This window comes from Methylobacterium variabile, from assembly GCF_001043975.1.
In the GTDB taxonomy this organism is placed as follows: Bacteria; Pseudomonadota; Alphaproteobacteria; order Rhizobiales; family Beijerinckiaceae; genus Methylobacterium; species Methylobacterium variabile.
The window spans coordinates 1-15,654 of record NZ_LABY01000146.1 but is presented as its reverse complement, the minus strand read 5'-3'; the positions used below and the strand labels follow the sequence as shown (position 1 = coordinate 15,654).

18 protein-coding genes are annotated in these 15,654 nt (G+C 72.6%); 8 read left to right on the top strand and 10 right to left on the bottom strand.

Annotated features, from left to right (window positions below; translation table 11 throughout):
* From VQ02_RS20235 to VQ02_RS20225, 3 genes are all read right to left on the bottom strand, one after another.
* Window positions 1–406 (bottom strand): glycosyltransferase (locus VQ02_RS20235; RefSeq protein ID WP_048446018.1); only part of this gene is annotated, 406 nt, incomplete at its 3' end.
* A 77-nt stretch (window positions 407–483) separates the two neighbouring features.
* A complete protein-coding gene (locus VQ02_RS20230) occupies window positions 484–1,269 on the bottom strand; it encodes a nucleotidyltransferase family protein (protein ID WP_048446017.1) in 786 nt (261 codons plus the stop codon).
* Window positions 1,270–1,275: 6 nt separating this feature from the next.
* Window positions 1,276–2,358, bottom strand: a complete 1,083-nt coding sequence (locus tag VQ02_RS20225) for a CgeB family protein (RefSeq protein ID WP_048446016.1) — start codon at window positions 2,356–2,358, stop codon at window positions 1,276–1,278.
* 277 nt (window positions 2,359–2,635) lie between these two features.
* Here VQ02_RS20225 and VQ02_RS20220 point away from each other — a divergent pair, with 277 nt between their 5' ends.
* A complete protein-coding gene (locus VQ02_RS20220; RefSeq protein WP_048446015.1) occupies window positions 2,636–3,415 on the top strand; it encodes an endonuclease/exonuclease/phosphatase family protein in 780 nt (259 codons plus the stop codon).
* Window positions 3,412–4,425 (top strand): lysylphosphatidylglycerol synthase transmembrane domain-containing protein, encoded by a 1,014-nt coding sequence (locus VQ02_RS20215; protein ID WP_048446014.1) that lies wholly within the window; start codon window positions 3,412–3,414, stop codon window positions 4,423–4,425. Before VQ02_RS20220 ends, VQ02_RS20215 begins: the two co-directional genes overlap by 4 nt.
* Here the strand turns inward: VQ02_RS20215 and VQ02_RS20210 are convergent.
* From VQ02_RS20210 to VQ02_RS20200, 3 genes are all read right to left on the bottom strand, one after another.
* Entirely contained in the window at window positions 4,376–5,812 is a 1,437-nt protein-coding gene (locus tag VQ02_RS20210; RefSeq protein ID WP_048446013.1) for a phospholipase D-like domain-containing protein, read from the bottom strand. The two genes, VQ02_RS20215 and VQ02_RS20210, sit on opposite strands and share 50 nt — an antisense overlap.
* Window positions 5,813–6,023: 211 nt before the next feature.
* The gene (locus VQ02_RS20205) at window positions 6,024–6,791 is read right to left on the bottom strand and encodes an EAL domain-containing protein (protein WP_048446012.1); all 768 of its coding nucleotides are present in this window, start codon (window positions 6,789–6,791) and stop codon (window positions 6,024–6,026) included.
* Window positions 6,792–6,897: 106 nt separating this feature from the next.
* Window positions 6,898–7,494 carry a cupin domain-containing protein gene (locus VQ02_RS20200; RefSeq protein WP_048446019.1) on the bottom strand — a complete coding sequence of 199 codons (597 nt, stop codon included), beginning with the start codon at window positions 7,492–7,494 and terminating at the stop codon, window positions 6,898–6,900.
* A gap of 108 nt (window positions 7,495–7,602) precedes the next feature.
* Between VQ02_RS20200 and VQ02_RS20195 the strand changes: the two genes are divergently transcribed.
* From VQ02_RS20195 to VQ02_RS20175, 5 genes are all read left to right on the top strand, one after another.
* Window positions 7,603–8,382 (top strand): ABC transporter substrate-binding protein, encoded by a 780-nt coding sequence (locus VQ02_RS20195; RefSeq protein ID WP_048446011.1) that lies wholly within the window; start codon window positions 7,603–7,605, stop codon window positions 8,380–8,382.
* A 34-nt stretch (window positions 8,383–8,416) separates the two neighbouring features.
* On the top strand, window positions 8,417–9,070 hold the full coding sequence (locus tag VQ02_RS20190) for an amino acid ABC transporter permease (RefSeq protein WP_048446010.1): 654 nt from the start codon (window positions 8,417–8,419) through the stop codon (window positions 9,068–9,070).
* Window positions 9,067–9,789: an amino acid ABC transporter ATP-binding protein gene (locus VQ02_RS20185; protein ID WP_048446009.1), complete on the top strand. Its 723-nt coding sequence runs from the start codon at window positions 9,067–9,069 to the stop codon at window positions 9,787–9,789. Before VQ02_RS20190 ends, VQ02_RS20185 begins: the two co-directional genes overlap by 4 nt.
* Window positions 9,790–9,908: 119 nt before the next feature.
* Window positions 9,909–10,118, top strand: a complete 210-nt coding sequence (locus VQ02_RS20180; protein ID WP_157080727.1) for a hypothetical protein — start codon at window positions 9,909–9,911, stop codon at window positions 10,116–10,118.
* Window positions 10,087–10,617: a DUF2335 domain-containing protein gene (locus tag VQ02_RS20175; protein ID WP_048446007.1), complete on the top strand. Its 531-nt coding sequence runs from the start codon at window positions 10,087–10,089 to the stop codon at window positions 10,615–10,617. The genes VQ02_RS20180 and VQ02_RS20175 overlap by 32 nt, the downstream gene beginning before the upstream one ends.
* Before the next feature lie 45 nt (window positions 10,618–10,662).
* Here VQ02_RS20175 and VQ02_RS20170 read toward each other — a convergent pair whose 3' ends face one another.
* From VQ02_RS20170 to VQ02_RS20155, 4 genes are all read right to left on the bottom strand, one after another.
* Window positions 10,663–11,172 carry an OsmC family protein gene (locus tag VQ02_RS20170; protein ID WP_048446006.1) on the bottom strand — a complete coding sequence of 170 codons (510 nt, stop codon included), beginning with the start codon at window positions 11,170–11,172 and terminating at the stop codon, window positions 10,663–10,665.
* 90 nt (window positions 11,173–11,262) lie between these two features.
* On the bottom strand, window positions 11,263–12,045 hold the full coding sequence (locus VQ02_RS20165; protein ID WP_048446005.1) for an ABC transporter ATP-binding protein: 783 nt from the start codon (window positions 12,043–12,045) through the stop codon (window positions 11,263–11,265).
* Window position 12,046: 1 nt separating this feature from the next.
* Window positions 12,047–12,901, bottom strand: coding sequence for an ABC transporter permease (locus VQ02_RS20160; protein ID WP_048446004.1), 855 nt, complete (start codon window positions 12,899–12,901; stop codon window positions 12,047–12,049).
* 8 nt (window positions 12,902–12,909) lie between these two features.
* Entirely contained in the window at window positions 12,910–13,881 is a 972-nt protein-coding gene (locus VQ02_RS20155; protein WP_048446003.1) for an aliphatic sulfonate ABC transporter substrate-binding protein, read from the bottom strand.
* 245 nt (window positions 13,882–14,126) lie between these two features.
* Here VQ02_RS20155 and glnD point away from each other — a divergent pair.
* A partial coding sequence (gene glnD / locus VQ02_RS20150; protein WP_048446002.1) for a [protein-PII] uridylyltransferase occupies window positions 14,127–15,654 on the top strand: 1,528 nt, incomplete at its 3' end.

Genomic DNA, 15,654 nt, shown 5'->3' with positions numbered 1-15,654 from the left:
CCGTCCTGGTACCCGCCGGGCTCAGGGCGCCCGGCGGGTACCAGGACGGAGGCAGGTGCAGGGTCGCCAGCACCGGCGGGCCGGGCGGGGGCAGGTAGTCGGGAAAATCGATCCCGTGCAGGTGGATCAGGTCGACCGGGTGCGTCCGCAGCGCCTCCGCGATGGCGGCGCGGTGGCGGGCATGGGCGCGCGCCCGGACCGCGTCGTCGATCGGGCCTGCCTCCGCCGGCACCGGCACCAGGGCGCCGGCGACCCGCGAATCCGCCCGCGCCACCACGACCGAGCGGTGGCCCGCCGCCAGCAGGGCAGCATCGAGCCGGGCCAGCACCTGCTCGGCCCCGCCGACCGAATCGGCGCTCACCGGCGCGAACGGGTAGGCGACGCTGAGGATGGTGAGGGGTTTCACAGCTCACCCATCTGCATCCGCACCACAGCTCGAAACGGAGCGCACCTCCCCCGCGCGGGCGACGGGATCCCGGCGCGTCACGTCATGGCCGGAGACCCGCCGGACACCGCCTCACGGCACCGCCCGTCCGCCGCCTCTCCCGCATCCTCCGCCCCGAGGAGCGCCATCGCGGCGCGGTAGCCGTGGAGGGTGCCGGTATCGACGTAGGCGCTGCCGGCGCGCACCCCGACCGCCCGCCCTCCCGCCGCCAGCCAGGCGTTGACGAGGGTGCCGATATACTCGTCGCGGCACCGGCGCGCCTGCCAGAGGGCGTGCAGCTCGGCGAGGATGCGGCCGTTCAGCTTGAAGGCGCCCCAGACCCAGGACGAGGCGGCGTCCTTCTGCTTGACCTGGATCTCCCGCACGGCGTCGCCGTCGAGCACCACGGCGTCGAACAGCTCGGGCCGCTCGACCGGGAAGAGCAGGAAGGACAGGCCGTCCTCCGGCAGCCGCGCCAGGCCGTCATCCGGGAACCACACCGTGTCGGGCAGGCCCACCAGCACCGGCTCGTCGGGGGCGATCAGCGGCAGGGCGCGGAAGAGCGCGTCGCACAGGCCCTCCGGGCGCGGCTGCACGACGTAGGCGATCGGTGCCGGGCCGTAGCCGGAGCCGTAATACTCCACGATGTCGGACTTGCCCGGGGCGATCACGAAGCAGATCTTCCGCGCCCCGCCCCGGATCATCCGCTCGACGACGTACTCGCTCACCGCGCAGGGGCGCTCGGCCCCGTCGCGCAGGCGGCTGCCCACCGGCAGCAATTCCTTGGAGAAGGCGAGCGGCTGGATGCGGCTGCCGCGGCCGGCGGCCGGAACGATTCCCCACATGCGGTCTCACGCCTCCATCGATACGGGGTGTCGGGCGGATTCGAGGATGGCCTCCAGCTCCGCCACGCGGCTCTCCGAGGTGTGGTGGCCGAGCGTGCGCGCCCGCCCGGCCTCGGCGATGCGGCGCAAGTCGGCATCGTCCCGGTCGAGGGCGGCGAGCACCGCCTCGGGCGTCTCGGCGAGCAGGATCTCCTCGCCTGGCCGGTAGAAGGCCTCGAGCCCGTCGAAGGCATCGCTCAGCACCGCGGCGCCGCAGGCCGTCGCCTCGAACAGGCGGCCCGAGGGGCACCAGCCCATGGCGGCCATCGCCGCCCGGGTGACGTTCAGGGTCAGGCGCGAGGAGGCGTAGAAGGCCGGGTGCTCCTGCGGTCCCAGGTGGCGCACGAAGTAGATGTTGTCGGTCCAGGGAAAGTCCTGCGGGTACTGCGCCCCGCCGATCAGGAAGCGCCGGTCCGGCCGCCGGCGCGCCGGCTCGACGAGGCAGGACAGTACCTTGGCCTGCCGGTCGGCCGCGTAGGTGCCGAGGTAGGACAGGTCGGCGGCGTAATGCGGTTGCGGCGCGGCCGGGCGGTGGACCTCCGGGTCGACGTGGCCGTAGAGCGGCGCCACGCGCCGCGCCCCGAGATCGTCCCGCAGGGCGTCGAGCGCCGGCCCGCCGGTGTAGCTCAAGACGAGGTCGAAGCCGCGAAACCCCTCCGGGCCAACGTAGTCCACCGTCTCGCCCCGGCGCAGGCGGTCGAGGGTGACGGGTGTGTCGAGGTCGTAGAACACCCGCAGGGCCCGTCCCGACAGGACGAGCTCCGTCGCCGCCAGGGCATCCGGGCAGTAGGAGGTCACCATCGCGACGTCGGCATGCGCCACGTCGCGGGCGGCCTGCCCGCGGATCTCCTCCCAATCGGAGTAGAGCACCAGGCGGCCGTTCGGGATCTCGGTCAGGTCGCGGTGCGGAGCGTAGTAGGGCTGGTCGCGCTCGTAGAACACCACGCTGTGCCCGCGGCGGGCGAGCGCCCGGCACAGGCCCCGCCACAGGGTCGCGTGCCCGTTGCCCCAGGACGAGCTGATCGTCAGGCCGAAGACCGCGAGCCTCATCGCCAGGCTCCGCTCAGCGAGGCCCCGCCCGGCAAGGCTCTGCCCAGAAAGGCCCCGCCCGACCGGCGCGCATCCGCCTCGGCTTCCCACCTCTCCCGCATCCTGGTCCCTCCGGCGCCGGGAGAGAACGCGCGTCGACTGAAACCGTTCAGGACCTAACATGTCGCGATCGCGGCCGACGGCGCGGAAGGGGCCCGAAACGCCGCGGCTGCGCCAGAAACCGCCGCGCAGGCTCGGCCGTTGAGGGAGTCCCGCCGCTTGCAGAAGGCCTCCCCGGTTGCTCCGCGTCCTCACCTACAACGTGCGCCGCTGCCTCGGCGCCGACGGCCGGCTCGCCCCGGAGCGCATCGCCGCGGTGATCGCCGCCTGCCGGCCGGACGTGGTGGCGCTGCAGGAGCTCGATGTCGGGCGCGCCCGCAGCGGCGGGGTCGACCAGGCGGAGGCGATCGCGGCCCATCTGGGCATGCGCTCGCACTTTCACCCGGCGATGCAGGTGATGGAGGAACTCTACGGCGACGCGATCCTGACCCCCCTCCCCTCCCGGCTGGTGCGGGCCGCCGCCCTGCCGGGCCGGGAGGGGCTGGAGCCCCGCGGTGCGCTCTGGGCCACGGTCACGGCCGGGGATATCGAGGTCCAGGTCGTCACCACCCATTTCGGGCTCGACCGGCACGAGCGGCGCGCGCAGGCCGCGGCGCTGCTCGGGCCGGACTTCCTCGGCGCTCCGGCCTGCCGCGACCCGGTGGTGCTGCTCGGCGACTTCAACGCCCTGCCGGGCTCGGGCGTCCACCGCCGCCTCGCCGCGCGGCTGCCCGACGCGGAGGGCGTGCGCCGGGCCTGGGCGCGGCCGACCTTCCCGGCCCGCCTGCCGCTCCTGCGCATCGACCACGTCTTCGTCAGCCGCGGCATCGCCGTGCGGAGCGTGCGGACCCTGGGCGGGAAGCTGGCGCGGGTCGCCTCCGACCACCTGCCGCTCGTCGTCGACCTCGATCTCGCGCCGGCCGCTGCCCGCTCGGGCGCCGCGACCCGCACCCTTTCACCCCGGGAGGAACCCGCGTGACGCAAGCCGAGGAGACCTCCACGCGCCGCCGGCGCTGGACCATCATCTTCACGCTGCTCAGCGTCGTGCTGGGAGGCTACCTGCTCTACCGGACGCTCGCCGGCTACAGCCTGGGGCAGCTCGTCGATTCGGTGCGGGCGCTGCCGGCCGGGCGGCTCGCCGCCGCCGGGGGCTTCGCCGCCGCGAGCTACCTCTGCCTCACCGGCATCGACTGGCTGGCGCTCCGCGCCGCGGGCAAGCCGCTGCCCTATCCACGCGTCGCGCTCGCGGCCTTCATCAGCCTGTCGCTCGGCCACAGCATCGGCCTCGCCGGCCTGAGCAGCGGGGCGATCCGCTACCGCTTCTACACCCGCTGGGGCCTCGGCACGGCGGACGTCGCCAAGGCGGTGCTGTTCTGCGGCGTCACGGTCGGGATCGGCCTGATGGCCCTCGGCGCCGTCGCGGTCCTGGTCGAGGCCGGCCTCGTCGGGGAGGTGACGGGCCTCGGCCGCGGCGCGGTGCTGGCGGCGGGCCTCGCCTGCGCGGGCGGCGTCGCGCTCTATCTCGGGCTCGCCGCCTGGTGGCGCAAACCCCTGACCTTCCGGCGCTGGTCGATCGAGATGCCGCCCCTGCCGCTCGCGGCGGCGCAGGTGGGCCTGGGTGCCGTCAACTTCGCCCTCGTCTCGGCCTGCCTGCACCAGGTGCTGTCGGCGGTCTCCGAGGTCGGCTACCCCGCCGTCGCCTCGGTCTTCGTCATCGCCAACGCGGCGGTGCTCGTCACCAACGTGCCCGGCGGCGTCGGGGTGATCGAGAGCGTGGTCGTCCACCTGCTGCCGAAGACCGACGTCATCGGCCCGCTGATCGCGTTCCGGTGCCTGTACTTCCTGGCACCGCTGGCGCTCGGCCTCGTCGCCTTCGCGGTCACCGAGGCGGCTTTCCGGTGGCGCGACGCGGGCGGGCCGGCGAAGCCGAGGCGCCCCGCTACGCCGAGGTCCCGAACGGCCGCTCCGGGTCGAGCAGCTCGGAGCTGACCAGAGGGTCGAGCAGGCCCTCCTCCTCCGGCACCTCGCAGACGCGCAGCGAGCGCGGCCCGCCTTGGTGACGGCGGATCGCCGCCAGCAGGCCGTCCCGGGCGATCGCCTCCGCCATCACGGCCGGGGCGACGCCGAGATGCTCGGCCACCAGGCGGTCGCGCAGGGCGCGGATCGCCCGCCGCTCCTCCGGGTTGCGGGCCTCCACCGCGAGGTCGCACTCGGTGTCGAGGGCGACCGACCGGTTGTTGAGGTTGGACGAGCCGATGCGCAGGAACGTGTCGTCGACGATGACCAGCTTGGCGTGGACCTCGATCTCGCAGTCACCGGATCCCGCGCCCTCCGGCCCGGGCACCACCGGATAGGCCGCGAGCAGGCGCCCGAAGCGGTCGGCAGCGCGTAAGCGGCGCAGGACCCGGTCGCGGGGCGTGCCCATGGCTACGCGCTCGGTGAAGTTGTGCGAGCGGCGCGTCAGCACCACGACGATCTCCGGCCCCTCCGGCGCGGCGAGGTGGGCGGCGAGCGCGTCGGCGACGAAGTTGGCCGTGAGGTACTGCGCCTCGAGGTAGATGGTCGACCTCGCGGCGGCCAGGGCCGCGGCGGTCAGGGCCGCCGCCTCCTCGACCGAGGGCTCGCTCCCCTGGAGCGGCATGGTGCGGGCGATGGCGACGGGCGCGTCGGTGAGGAGCGGCACGAGATCCTGCGGCCAGATCGGGCCGGCGCCGCGGACCGGGGCCAGCACCTCGCCGGTGGCGGCGCGCCAGCGCTCGCGGGCGAGGTCGCCGAGGCGGGCGGCCGCCTCGCCGTCCACCGCCATCTGCAGGTCGTGCACCGGCGGGTAGAGCTCGCCGTCGGGATCGGTGCGCAGGGGATCGCCCGCCGCGTGGGCGGTGGTGTCCCAGCGCCCGACCGTCAGGTCGATGCCGCCCGCGAAGGCGATCCGGTCGTCGATGCAGACGAGCTTCTGGTGGTGGGCGGCGTAGAGCGGATGGTGGGCGTCGAGGCGCACCTCGACGCGCGGATGCGCCTCCCACTCGGCCCCGAACAGCAGCGGCAGGGTGGCGCCGGGCCCGTGGACGGTGGCGACGCTCCAGACCAGCACCCGCACCTCCAGCTCCGGCCGCCGGGCGGCGAGATCGCGCAGCAGGGGCCCGAGGGCCGGCGACTCCTCCGGGGGCGCATCGTGGCGCAGGCGGATGCGCCCGTCGAAGTCCCAGCCGACGATCAGGATCGAGGCCTGCGCATGGCGCAGGGCGTCCTCCAGCCGGGCGAAATACTCGGCGGAATCGATCATCACCGCGACCCGCTCCGCCCGGGCCACGCACCAGCAGGTGCGGCCGGGCTGGAACAGGCTGTCGGTCTCGTCGCGCGCGGGGTCAATGGTCATGGGGCGCTCGCATCCTCCTGTCGGCGGCCGGGGACGGGGCCGGAACGGGCTGCCGATCCGTCCGTTCCATGCGGGCGGCGGCGCGCCGGCGGCATCGGCATGGGCCGCCGATGGGCCGCCGGGCCCCGACACCTACCCTGGCCGCGGTGCGGCCGGGAAGCCGGGCACCCGATCGACGAGCGGAACCCCGTCCGATCGCGACGGCCGGCGCTCACGCCGCCCGGCGCGCCTCCGGCAGGGAGAGTTCCGGCAGGGCCGCCACCATCGGCCGCGCGAAGAGGTATCCCTGGAACAGGGTGATGCCGGCCTCCCGCAGGGCGGCCAGCTCCTCGGGCGTCTCGATCCCCTCCGCGATCACCGCGACGCCCAGCGCCCGGGCGATGCCGATCACCCCGGCGACGATCGCCTGCCGGGCCGGCGATCCGGCGATGCCGCGGATCAGCTCCATGTCGAGCTTGATCAGGTCGGGCTGGAAGCGCGCCAGCAGGCCGAGGCCCGCGTAGCCGGCACCGAAATCGTCGAGGGCGGTGAGGAAGCCGCGCTGGCGGTAGTCGGCGACGATGCGCTGGACGTGGGCCACGTCGATCATGCGCTCGTTCTCGGTGAACTCGAACATGATCCGCTGGTGCGAGAAGCCGATCCGCCGCGCCGCCTCCAGGGTCGCCCGGATGCAGGCGGCCGGCTCGTAGACCGCGTTCGGCAGGAAGTTGATCGAGAGACGGACATCGCCGGCCGGGAACAGCCCGCCGGCGAGCTCGATCGCCTTGGTGCGGCAGGCCTGGTCGAAGCGGTAGCGGTTGGCGTCGTTGACCTGGTCCAGGATGAAGCCTGCCCCCTGCCCCTCAGTGCCCCGCACCAGCGCCTCGTAGCCCCAGACGCCGCCCGTCTCGAAGTCCACGATCGGGTGGAACGCCATCGTGAAGGCGAAGGGCAGCGGCTCGCCGCTCCTGCACTGCCCGCACCCGCTTCGCCCGTTCATGATGCCCCTCCGGCCCCGCCGGCCGATACCCTCCCAGAGCTGGCTTCACGCACCGTAAACACCGGTGCCGCGGCTGCGCGGCTGAGACGATCTTCCTGTGAACGCCTCACGCCCGCGACACGGCATTGACCCACAGGACCAGGGCGGGCCGGTCGGGCGACGGGTTGCGGTAGCGGTGCGGGCGCCGGCTGGCGAAGCGGAAGCTGTCCCCGGGGCCGAGCTCCGCCGTCGCGTCCTCGACCCGCAGGACGAGGGCACCCTCCATCACCAGCCCGGCCTCCTCGCCGTCGTGGACCAGGGCCTCGTCCCCGGTGCTGGCCCCGGGCGCGAGCTGCATCAGGAACAGGCTCAGGGCGCCGTCCCCCTGGGTGAGCAATTGCTTGGAGATGCCGGCCCGCCACAGGGTGAGCGCGGCCCGCTCGCCGGCCCGGGTGACGATCCCGTCCGCCTCCGGCCCCTCCTGTCCCCCGAACAGGGCCGCGAGCCCGACCCCGAGCAGGTCGGCGACCTGGGTCAGCACCCTTAAGGACGGTGACGACAGGCCGCGCTCGACCTGGCTGAGATAGCCGATCGACAGGCCGGCCCCCCCCGCCACCGCCTTCAGGGAGAGGCCGCGCTCGTACCGCAGGGCGCGCAGGCGCTGCCCGACCGCCAGGTCGGCCGCCACCTGCCCATTTCGTCGTCCGTCGGTCGCCTGTTTCATGTGCATGAAATTGGATTGCGTGATGCAGCGAAATATGGCCTGATGTTCATGTCAATGAAATTTACGGCGGGGCAGCCCATCGTGCATCGCCGGCAGGGGAGTGGGACAATGAGGTGTCTGGTTCAGGCCGCGGGCGCGGCCCTGGTGCTGCTCGCGGGGTCGGCCCTTGCGCGCCCCGCCCTCGCCCAGGAGACGGTCCGGGTCGGCTCGACGCCGACCGGGGTCCCCTTCACCTTCCTCGACACCAAGACCAACACCATCCAGGGCGTGATGGTGGACGTGATCACCGCCATCGGCAAGCAGGCCGGCTTCACGGTGCAGGTCGAGCCGCTGCAGTTCTCGACCCTGATCGCGGCGCTGACGGCGCGGAAGATCGACGTGATCTCGGCCGCGATGTTCATCACGCCGCCCCGCAAGGAGGTGATCAGCTTCTCCGAGCCGGTCTACACCTACGGCGAAGGGCTGATCGTGCAGAAGTCCGACACCAAGGCCTACGCCGCCTTCGCCGACCTGAAGGGCGAGACGGTGGGCGCGCAGGTCGGCACCGCCTTCGTCGAGCCGCTGAAGAAGTCGGGACAGTTCCCCGACGTGAAGGTCTACGACACCAGCTCCGACCTGATGCGCGACGTCAATTCCGGCCGCGTGAAGGCCGCCTTCGCGGATTCGCCGATCCTCGCCTACAACATCAAGCTCGGCAACTTCCCGAACCTGCGGCTGGTCGAGTCCTACAAGCCCGTCGTGATCGGCTCGGTCGGCATCGGCGTGCGCAAGGACGACGCGGCCCTGCTGGCGAAGATCGATGCCGGCCTCGCCAAGATCAAGGAGAGCGGCGAGCTCGCCAAGATCCTCGAGAAGTGGGGCCTGCAGCCGGCCGCGAACCCGTCCTGATCGGGCTCAAGGCCAGCCTCTCACGGATAGCCTCATGGACAGCTTCCTCGCCGACGCGCGGGAATTCGTACCCATCCTGCTCCAGGGCGTGTGGCTGACGATCCTGATCACGGTCGGCTCGCTCGTGGTCTCGACCGCGCTCGGCCTGGTCTGGGCGATGATGCGGGTGTCGGGCGTGCGCGCCCTCTCCTTCTTCGCCGCGACCTTCATCAACGTGATCCGGGGCATCCCGATCATCGTGCAGCTGTTCTACATCTACTTCGTGCTGCCGGATTTCGGGCTCTCGCTCTCGGCCGTGCAGGCGGGCGTGCTCGGTCTCGGCCTCGCCTACTCGGCCTACCAGGCCGAGAACTTCCGCGCCGCCATCGAGGCGATCGACAAGGGCCAGGTCGAGGCGGCTCGGACCATCGGCATGGGCTGGGGGCTGACGATGCGGCGGGTGCTGCTGCCGCAGGCCTTCCGGACGGCGCTTCCGCCCTTCGGCAACGTGATGATCATGATGCTGAAGGACTCGTCCCAGGCCTCCACCATCACGGTGGCGGAGCTGGCGCTGCAGGGCAAGCTCATCGCCTCGGCGACCTTCAAGAACACCAGCGTCTTCACCCTGGTGGCCCTGATGTACCTCACCCTGAGCCTGCCCTTGATCCTGATCGTGCGCCACTTCGAGAAGCGGGCCGGCCGGCGATGATCGAGCTCGACGACGTCCGCAAGTCCTTCGGGGCGCTCCCCGTCCTCAAGGGCATCACCGCGCGGGTCGAGAAGGGCGAGGTGGTCTGCGTCATCGGGCCTTCGGGCTCGGGCAAGTCCACGGTGCTCCGCTGCATCAACGGGCTCGAATCCTACGACAGCGGCACGATCCGGGTGAACGGCCGCCGGGTCGACCGGAGCGACCGCTCGATCCGCGCTGTCCGGGTCCAGGTCTCGATGGTCTTCCAGCGCTTCAACCTGTTTCCCCACCGCACGGCGCTCGAGAACGTCATCGAAGGGCCGATCTACGTGAAGGGCGAGGACCGGAAGGAGGCGACGGAGCGCGGCCGGGCGCTGCTCGCCCGGGTCGGGCTCGCCGGCAAGGAGACGGCCCATCCGCCCCAGCTCTCCGGCGGCCAGCAGCAGCGCGTCGCCATCGCCCGGGCGCTCGCCATGCGCCCGCGGGTGCTCCTGTTCGACGAGCCGACCTCCGCCCTCGACCCCGAGCGCGTCGCCGAGGTGCTGCGGGTGATGCGGGCGCTCGCCGAGGAGGGCCGCACCATGCTGGTCGTCACCCACGAGATGGCCTTCGCCCGCGACGTCGCCCACCGGGTGGTCTTCCTGCACGAGGGCCGGATCGAGGAGGACGGGCCGCCGGAGCAGGTGTTCTCCGCGCCGCGGTCGGACCGGTTCCGGCAGTTCCTGGCACGGGGGGAGTGACGGCGGTGGCGTTAGGGAAGGCGTAAACCGGAGCCATCCTCCACGATGTTCGTTGACGGATCTCGACCCGGCATGCGAGGCCACGCATGATGACGGGCGAAGCGACCACGGAGGATGCGATGCCGATGCAAGTGGCCAAGCGCTCCCTGCTGCGCGTCTTCACGATGGGCTTGAGCGCGCCGGCCTTCCTGGTGGCCCCTGCGGCCGAGATGCGGGTGCTGCGCCGTGGAGAGACGATCCACCAGGCCTGGAGCAACGTCGGCACGCACATGGCCCGCAGCCTGGGGAGCCTGACGGGTGAGCAGCGGACCGACCGACGGACCGGCTGAGGGCGGCGTCCAGGCGGACATTCCGAAGCAGTTCGTCGAGCGCGGCATGCTGGCCCTCGATGGCGTCGTGCCCCGGGAGCAGCAGGAAGACGTGGTGCGGCGCGTCCTGCAGGCGGCCACCACCGTGATGGTGAAGCAGACGGCGGTCGAGGCGCAGTTCAGCGGGTACCTGCCGCCGCCCTCCATGATCGCGCAGTACGATCGCATTCACCCGGGCCTGGCGGATCGCATCATGGCCATGGCGGAGAACGACCAGCGGTCGCAGATCGCCATGGTCGAGGACGCGAACCGGCGAACCGACCGCTACCAGCTGCTGGCGCTCGGGGCCGGGTTCGTCGGCCTGCTCTGCGTCCTCGCCACGGCCACGTTCCTCGCTCTCCACGGCCAGAAGGAGGTCGCCCTCGGTGCCCTGGCCATCGGCGTGAGCGGCATCATCGCCACGCTGGTCAACGCGCCCTTCGGGAAGAGGAAGAAGCGCCTGGACGAGGCGCAGGGCTGAGGCCGGCAAGACGGCCCCGGGCCCTGGCGCGCCGGGGTCGCTCCCTCATCCCCGCGTCATCACCACGTCGAGCTGCGGCTTCTGGTTGATGGTCTGGAACACCACGCAATACCGCTCGGTGAGCTTGAGCAGCTGGTCGAGCTTCTCCTGCGGCGCGTCCGTGTCGACCTCGAAGGTGAGGCGGATCGCCCGGAAGCCCACGGGCGCGCCCTTGTCGACGCCGAGCGTGCCGCGGAAGTCGAGGTCGCCCTCGGCCTTGACCAAGCCCTTGCGCAGGGGGATCTCGAGGGCAGTCGCCACCGCCTTCAGGGTCACGCCGGCGCAGGCCACCAGGGCCTCGAGCAGCATGTCGCCGGAGCACAGTTCGGCGCCGGAGCCGCCGCTCGCCGGGTGCAGGCCCGCCACGGCGAGCGCCCGGCCGGTCTCGACCTTGCAGGCGATGCCGCCGTCGTCCAGCGACCCCTGCGCCTTCAGGGTGATGACGGCCGCGTCCGGATCGGTGCGGTAGCGGTCCTTGATCGGGGCCTGGAGCGAGCGCAGTGCGGTGGCGTCCATGCGGGTGTCCTCCCTGTTATGGGCGAACGGCTTAGCATCCCGCGCCTTCGCCCCGCCAGGGGCCACGGCGAAGGTCTCACGGCGAAGGACTCACCACCACAGAGCGGAGGCGTCCGGCCTCGCCCGGTCGGGCTCGCCCTCCGGGCGCAGCGAGCGGTCGAGGCTCGCCAGGATGGTGCGGGCGGCAGCCTCGCTGCCGGGCGCCGAGGGCTGGCGCGGGCGGCTCAAGGGGAGCGGGATCGCATCGTCGATCCGGCCGGGCTTCGGGCGGAGCACCACGGCCCGGTCGGCGAGCGCCACCGCCTCGGCGACGTCGTGGGTGACGAGGACCACCGTCGGGCGGCTCTCCTCCCACAGGGCGAGGAGGTGGCGGTGCAGCCCGGCCCGGGTCAGCGCGTCGAGGGCCGAGAACGGCTCGTCGAGGAGCAGCACCTTCGGGGCGGTGACGAAGGCGCGGGCGATCGCCACCCGCTGCTGCTGGCCGCCCGACAGGTCGCGGGGCCAGCGCCCGGCATGCTCGGCGAGGCCGACCCGGTCGAGGGCATGGGCGACCCGGGCCCGGCGCTCGGCCCTGGACAGGTCGGCGAGGCCGAAGGCCACGTTGTCGGCGACGCTGAGCCAGGGCAGGAGCCGCGGCTCCTGAAAGACGATGCCGACGCCCGGATGCGGCGCCGCGATCGCCTCGCCGTCGAGGCTGATGCGGCCGGCGCTCGCCCGGTCGAGCCCGGCGATCAGGCGCAGCAGCGTGGTCTTGCCGCAGCCCGAGCCGCCGATCAGCGCGAGGATCTCGCCGGCCCGGACCTCGAGCGAGATGTCGGCGAGCGCCCGCGTGCCGTCGGCGTAGGTCTTCGACAGCCGGTCGAGGAGGAGCATGTCAGAGGGTGTCCCGCGCGGTGTCCTGCCAGCGGGCGAGCGGCTGCGTGAGCCCCACGAGCACCGCGTCGCAGAGCTTGCCGAGGGCGGCGAAGGCCAGGATGGCGGCGACGATCTGGTCCGGCTTGCCGAGCTGCTGGCCATCGAGGAGGAGGTAGCCCAGGCCCTCGGAGGCGCCGAGCAGCTCGGCGGCGGCCACGAACATGAAGCCGAGCCCCAAGCCCGTGCGAAGCGCCACCAGGGTCGCGGGCAGCACCGCCGGCAGCAGGATGCGCCGGGCGAGATCCAGCCGCGAGAGCCGGAAGACGCGGCCCACCTCAACGAGCTTGCGGTCGACGCCCGCGATGGCGCCCGCCACCCCGAGATAGACCGGGAAGAACACGCCGACCGCGATCAGGGTGATCTTCGAGGCCTCGAAGATGCCGAACCACAGGATGAACAGCGGCACCCAGGCGATCGAGGGGATCGCCCGCAGGGCCTGCAGGCTCGGATCGACCAGGCGCCGGGCGAGCGGCAGGGTGCCGGTCAGCGCCCCGACGGCGATCCCCGCCACCGCCCCGAAGCCGAAGCCCGCCGCGACCCGGGTCAGGCTGGCGAGCACGTGGGTCCACAGCTCGCCGCTCGCCGCCAGCCCCCACAGGGTGGCGATCACCCGGCTCGGCGGCGGCACCAGCCGCCCCTGCGCCAGCCCCGCCCGCACCGCCCCCTCCCACAGGAGGGCGAGGCCGAGCGGCAGCACGAGGCCGGTGACGACCCGTCCGCCGGGCAGGGACAGGCTCCTGCGCGAGCCCTTGGGCGAATCCTCGCGCAGGCTCTCGGCCGGCGCGGCCGCGAGGGGGAGCGGGCCGGCCTCCATCGGCGGGATCAGCGCGCCGCCGGCGTGAAGCGCGGGTCGATCAGCGCCTCGACCGCGGCGCCGACATCGGTGCCGGCGGGGATCACCCCGGCGTCGAGGAGCGCGGTGCCGGCGTCGAGGATCGTCTCGGCCTGGAGCTTGCCGATCGCCGGTTGCGACAGGTCGGTGCGATCGAGCTGGCGCGCCACCACCGGCTCGGGCAGCTTGGTCGCCGCCGCCAGGATGCGCTTCAGCTCCTGCGGATCGGAGAGCGCGAGCTGGCGCGCCTCCTCGTAGGCCGCCAGCACCTTGCGGGTCAGCTCCGGGTTCTGCTTCGCGAAATCCTCGCGGACGTTGAGGACGCCCCAGGTGTTGGCGGCGGCGTCGCGGTGGAAGAGCACGTCGCCGTTCTCGATCTCGGCCGCCGCCATGATCGGGTCGAGGCCGGCCCAGGCATCGACGTCGCCGCGGTCGAGCGCCGTGCGCCCGTCCGGGTGCTGGAGCAGCACCAGCTTCACGTCGCGCTCGGTCAGGCCGGCGCCGCGCAAGGAGCGGATCAGGAAGATGTGCGGGTCGGTGCCGCGGGTGACGGCGACGCGGCGGCCCTTCAGGTCCTTGACGGCGGTGATGCCGGTATTCGGCCGCGTCACCAGAGCGGTCCATTCCGGCCGCGAGAAGGCGTAGATCGCCTTGATCGGGTTGCCGTTGATCCGCGCCAGCAGGGCCGCGGCGCCGGCGGTCGAGCCGATGTCGATCGAGCCGGCGTTGAGGAACTCGAGCGCCTTGTTGGAGCCCAGCGACTGGACCCAGCGCACCGTCACCTCGTCGGGGGCCAGGGCCTTCTCGAGCAGGCCCTTCTCCTTGAGCACCAGGCTGACCGGGTTGTAGGTCGCCCAGTCGAGGCGCACTTCCCTGGCTCCCTGCGCGGCCGCCGGACCGCCCGCGGCGGCGAGGCTCGCGGCGCCGAGGGCGGCGATCAGTGCGCGGCGATGAATGCCCATCGTCTCTCTCCTGCTGGCCGCCGCGGCCGGGGGCCGGAAGCCGGCGGGGAAGCTAGGGGGCAGTGTTCGGTGTGTCAAACGACATGAACGTAAAAACGAATTAGCCTTTCTGCCGAACGCTGCCGCCCGGCGGTGGGCGCGACGGCCGGAGCCCTGGCTTCCGGGGGCCCATGATGCGAAACAGGGGAAGGACGCGACGGAACCCGGCCGCGCCGCACCACCCGCGAAGGCCCGATCCGGCTGCCATGTCCGATATCGCCATCGACCCGTCCGACACCGAGGCCGCCCTCGCCGCCCTTCTCGCCGGCATCGATCAGTCCCTGAGCGAGCCGACGCGCCTGCGCGAGCGGCTGGTGCCGGAACTGCGCCGCATCATCGAGGCCGGCCGGGCCGAGGCCGAGCGGCGGCTCCTCGCCGACCGCGACGGCCATGCCTGCGCCGGGCTGATCTGCGCCCAGATGGATGCGGTGATCCGGGCGATCTACGACGCCGTCGTCAAGCGGCTCTACCGGTCCGACAACCCGACGGCGGCCGAGCAGATCGCCGTGGTGGCGACCGGCGGCTACGGCCGCGGCCTGCTGGCGCCGGGCTCCGACATCGATCTCCTGTTCCTGCTGCCCTACAAGCAGACAGCCTGGAGCGAGAGCGTCGTCGAGGCGATGCTCTACGTGCTGTGGGACCTCAAGCTGAAGGTCGGCCACGCCACCCGCTCGGTCGCCGACTGCCTGCGCGAGGGCCGCGGCGACATGACGGTCCGCACCGCGCTCCTCGAATCCCGCTTCCTGTTCGGCGACCGGGCGCTGTTCGACGAGCTCGAGACCCGCTTCGACCGCGAGGTGGTGCAGGGCACCGCCGCCGAGTTCGTCGAGGCCAAGCTCAAGGAGCGCGACGCCCGCGTGCAGAAGAGCGGCGCCTCGCGCTACCTCGTCGAGCCCAACGTCAAGGACGGCAAGGGGGGGCTTCGCGACCTCAACACCCTGTTCTGGATCGCCAAGTACACCTTCCGGGTGAAGGAAGCCGAGGATCTGGTCGAGGCCGGCCTGTTCACGCCCGACGAGTACCGGCTGTTCCAGCGCTGCGACGAGTTCCTGTGGCGGGTGCGCTGCCACATGCACTTCGCCACCGGGCGGGCCGAGGAGCGGCTCTCCTTCGGGCTCCAGCCGCGCATCGCCGAGCGCCTGGGCTACGGCGCCCGCGGCGGCCTCGCCGCGGTCGAGCGCTTCATGAAGTCGTACTTCCTGATCGCCAAGGACGTCGGCGACCTCACCGCCATCGTCTGCGCCGAGATGGAGGCGCGCCACGCCAAGCGCCCGCCGGTGCTCGACCGCTGGCTGCGCCGCTTCAAGCAGCATTTCCGCGCTCCCGACCTCGAAGCGGACGACTTCCGCATCCATACCGGCCGGCTCGACGTGCGCGGCGACGACGCCTTCGAGCGCGATCCCGTCAACCTGATCCGGCTGTTCTGGCTCTCCGACCGCCACGACCTCGCGATCCACCCCGACGCGAGCCGGCTCGCGACCCGGTCCTTGAGCCTGATCGGCCCGATGGTGCGGGTGGACCCGGAGGCCAACCGCCTGTTCCTGGAGCTGCTCACCTCGCAGAACGCCCCCGAGACGGTGCTGCGGCACATGAACGAGACCGGGGTGCTCGGGCGCTTCGTGCCGGATTTCGGCCGCATCGTCGCGATGATGCAGTTCAACATGTACCACCACTTCACGGTGGACGAGCATCTGATCCGCTCGCTCGGCGTGCTGGCCAAGATCGAGGCGGGGG

Bases quoted from the DNA above. Each gene is read 5' to 3' on its own strand.
- VQ02_RS20230 (WP_048446017.1), bottom strand. From the start codon at position 1,269: ATGTGGGGAATCGTTCCGGCCGCCGGCCGCGGCAGCCGCATCCAGCCG.
- VQ02_RS20225 (WP_048446016.1), bottom strand. From the start codon at position 2,358: ATGAGGCTCGCGGTCTTCGGCCTGACGATCAGCTCGTCCTGGGGCAAC.
- VQ02_RS20210 (WP_048446013.1), bottom strand. From the start codon at position 5,812: ATGACCATTGACCCCGCGCGCGACGAGACCGACAGCCTGTTCCAGCCC.
- VQ02_RS20205 (WP_048446012.1), bottom strand. From the start codon at position 6,791: ATGAACGGGCGAAGCGGGTGCGGGCAGTGCAGGAGCGGCGAGCCGCTG.
- VQ02_RS20200 (WP_048446019.1), bottom strand. From the start codon at position 7,494: ATGAAACAGGCGACCGACGGACGACGAAATGGGCAGGTGGCGGCCGAC.
- VQ02_RS20195 (WP_048446011.1), top strand. From the start codon at position 7,603: ATGAGGTGTCTGGTTCAGGCCGCGGGCGCGGCCCTGGTGCTGCTCGCG.
- VQ02_RS20190 (WP_048446010.1), top strand. From the start codon at position 8,417: ATGGACAGCTTCCTCGCCGACGCGCGGGAATTCGTACCCATCCTGCTC.
- VQ02_RS20185 (WP_048446009.1), top strand. From the start codon at position 9,067: ATGATCGAGCTCGACGACGTCCGCAAGTCCTTCGGGGCGCTCCCCGTC.
- VQ02_RS20180 (WP_157080727.1), top strand. From the start codon at position 9,909: ATGCCGATGCAAGTGGCCAAGCGCTCCCTGCTGCGCGTCTTCACGATG.
- VQ02_RS20170 (WP_048446006.1), bottom strand. From the start codon at position 11,172: ATGGACGCCACCGCACTGCGCTCGCTCCAGGCCCCGATCAAGGACCGC.
- VQ02_RS20165 (WP_048446005.1), bottom strand. From the start codon at position 12,045: ATGCTCCTCCTCGACCGGCTGTCGAAGACCTACGCCGACGGCACGCGG.
- VQ02_RS20160 (WP_048446004.1), bottom strand. From the start codon at position 12,901: ATGGAGGCCGGCCCGCTCCCCCTCGCGGCCGCGCCGGCCGAGAGCCTG.
- VQ02_RS20155 (WP_048446003.1), bottom strand. From the start codon at position 13,881: ATGGGCATTCATCGCCGCGCACTGATCGCCGCCCTCGGCGCCGCGAGC.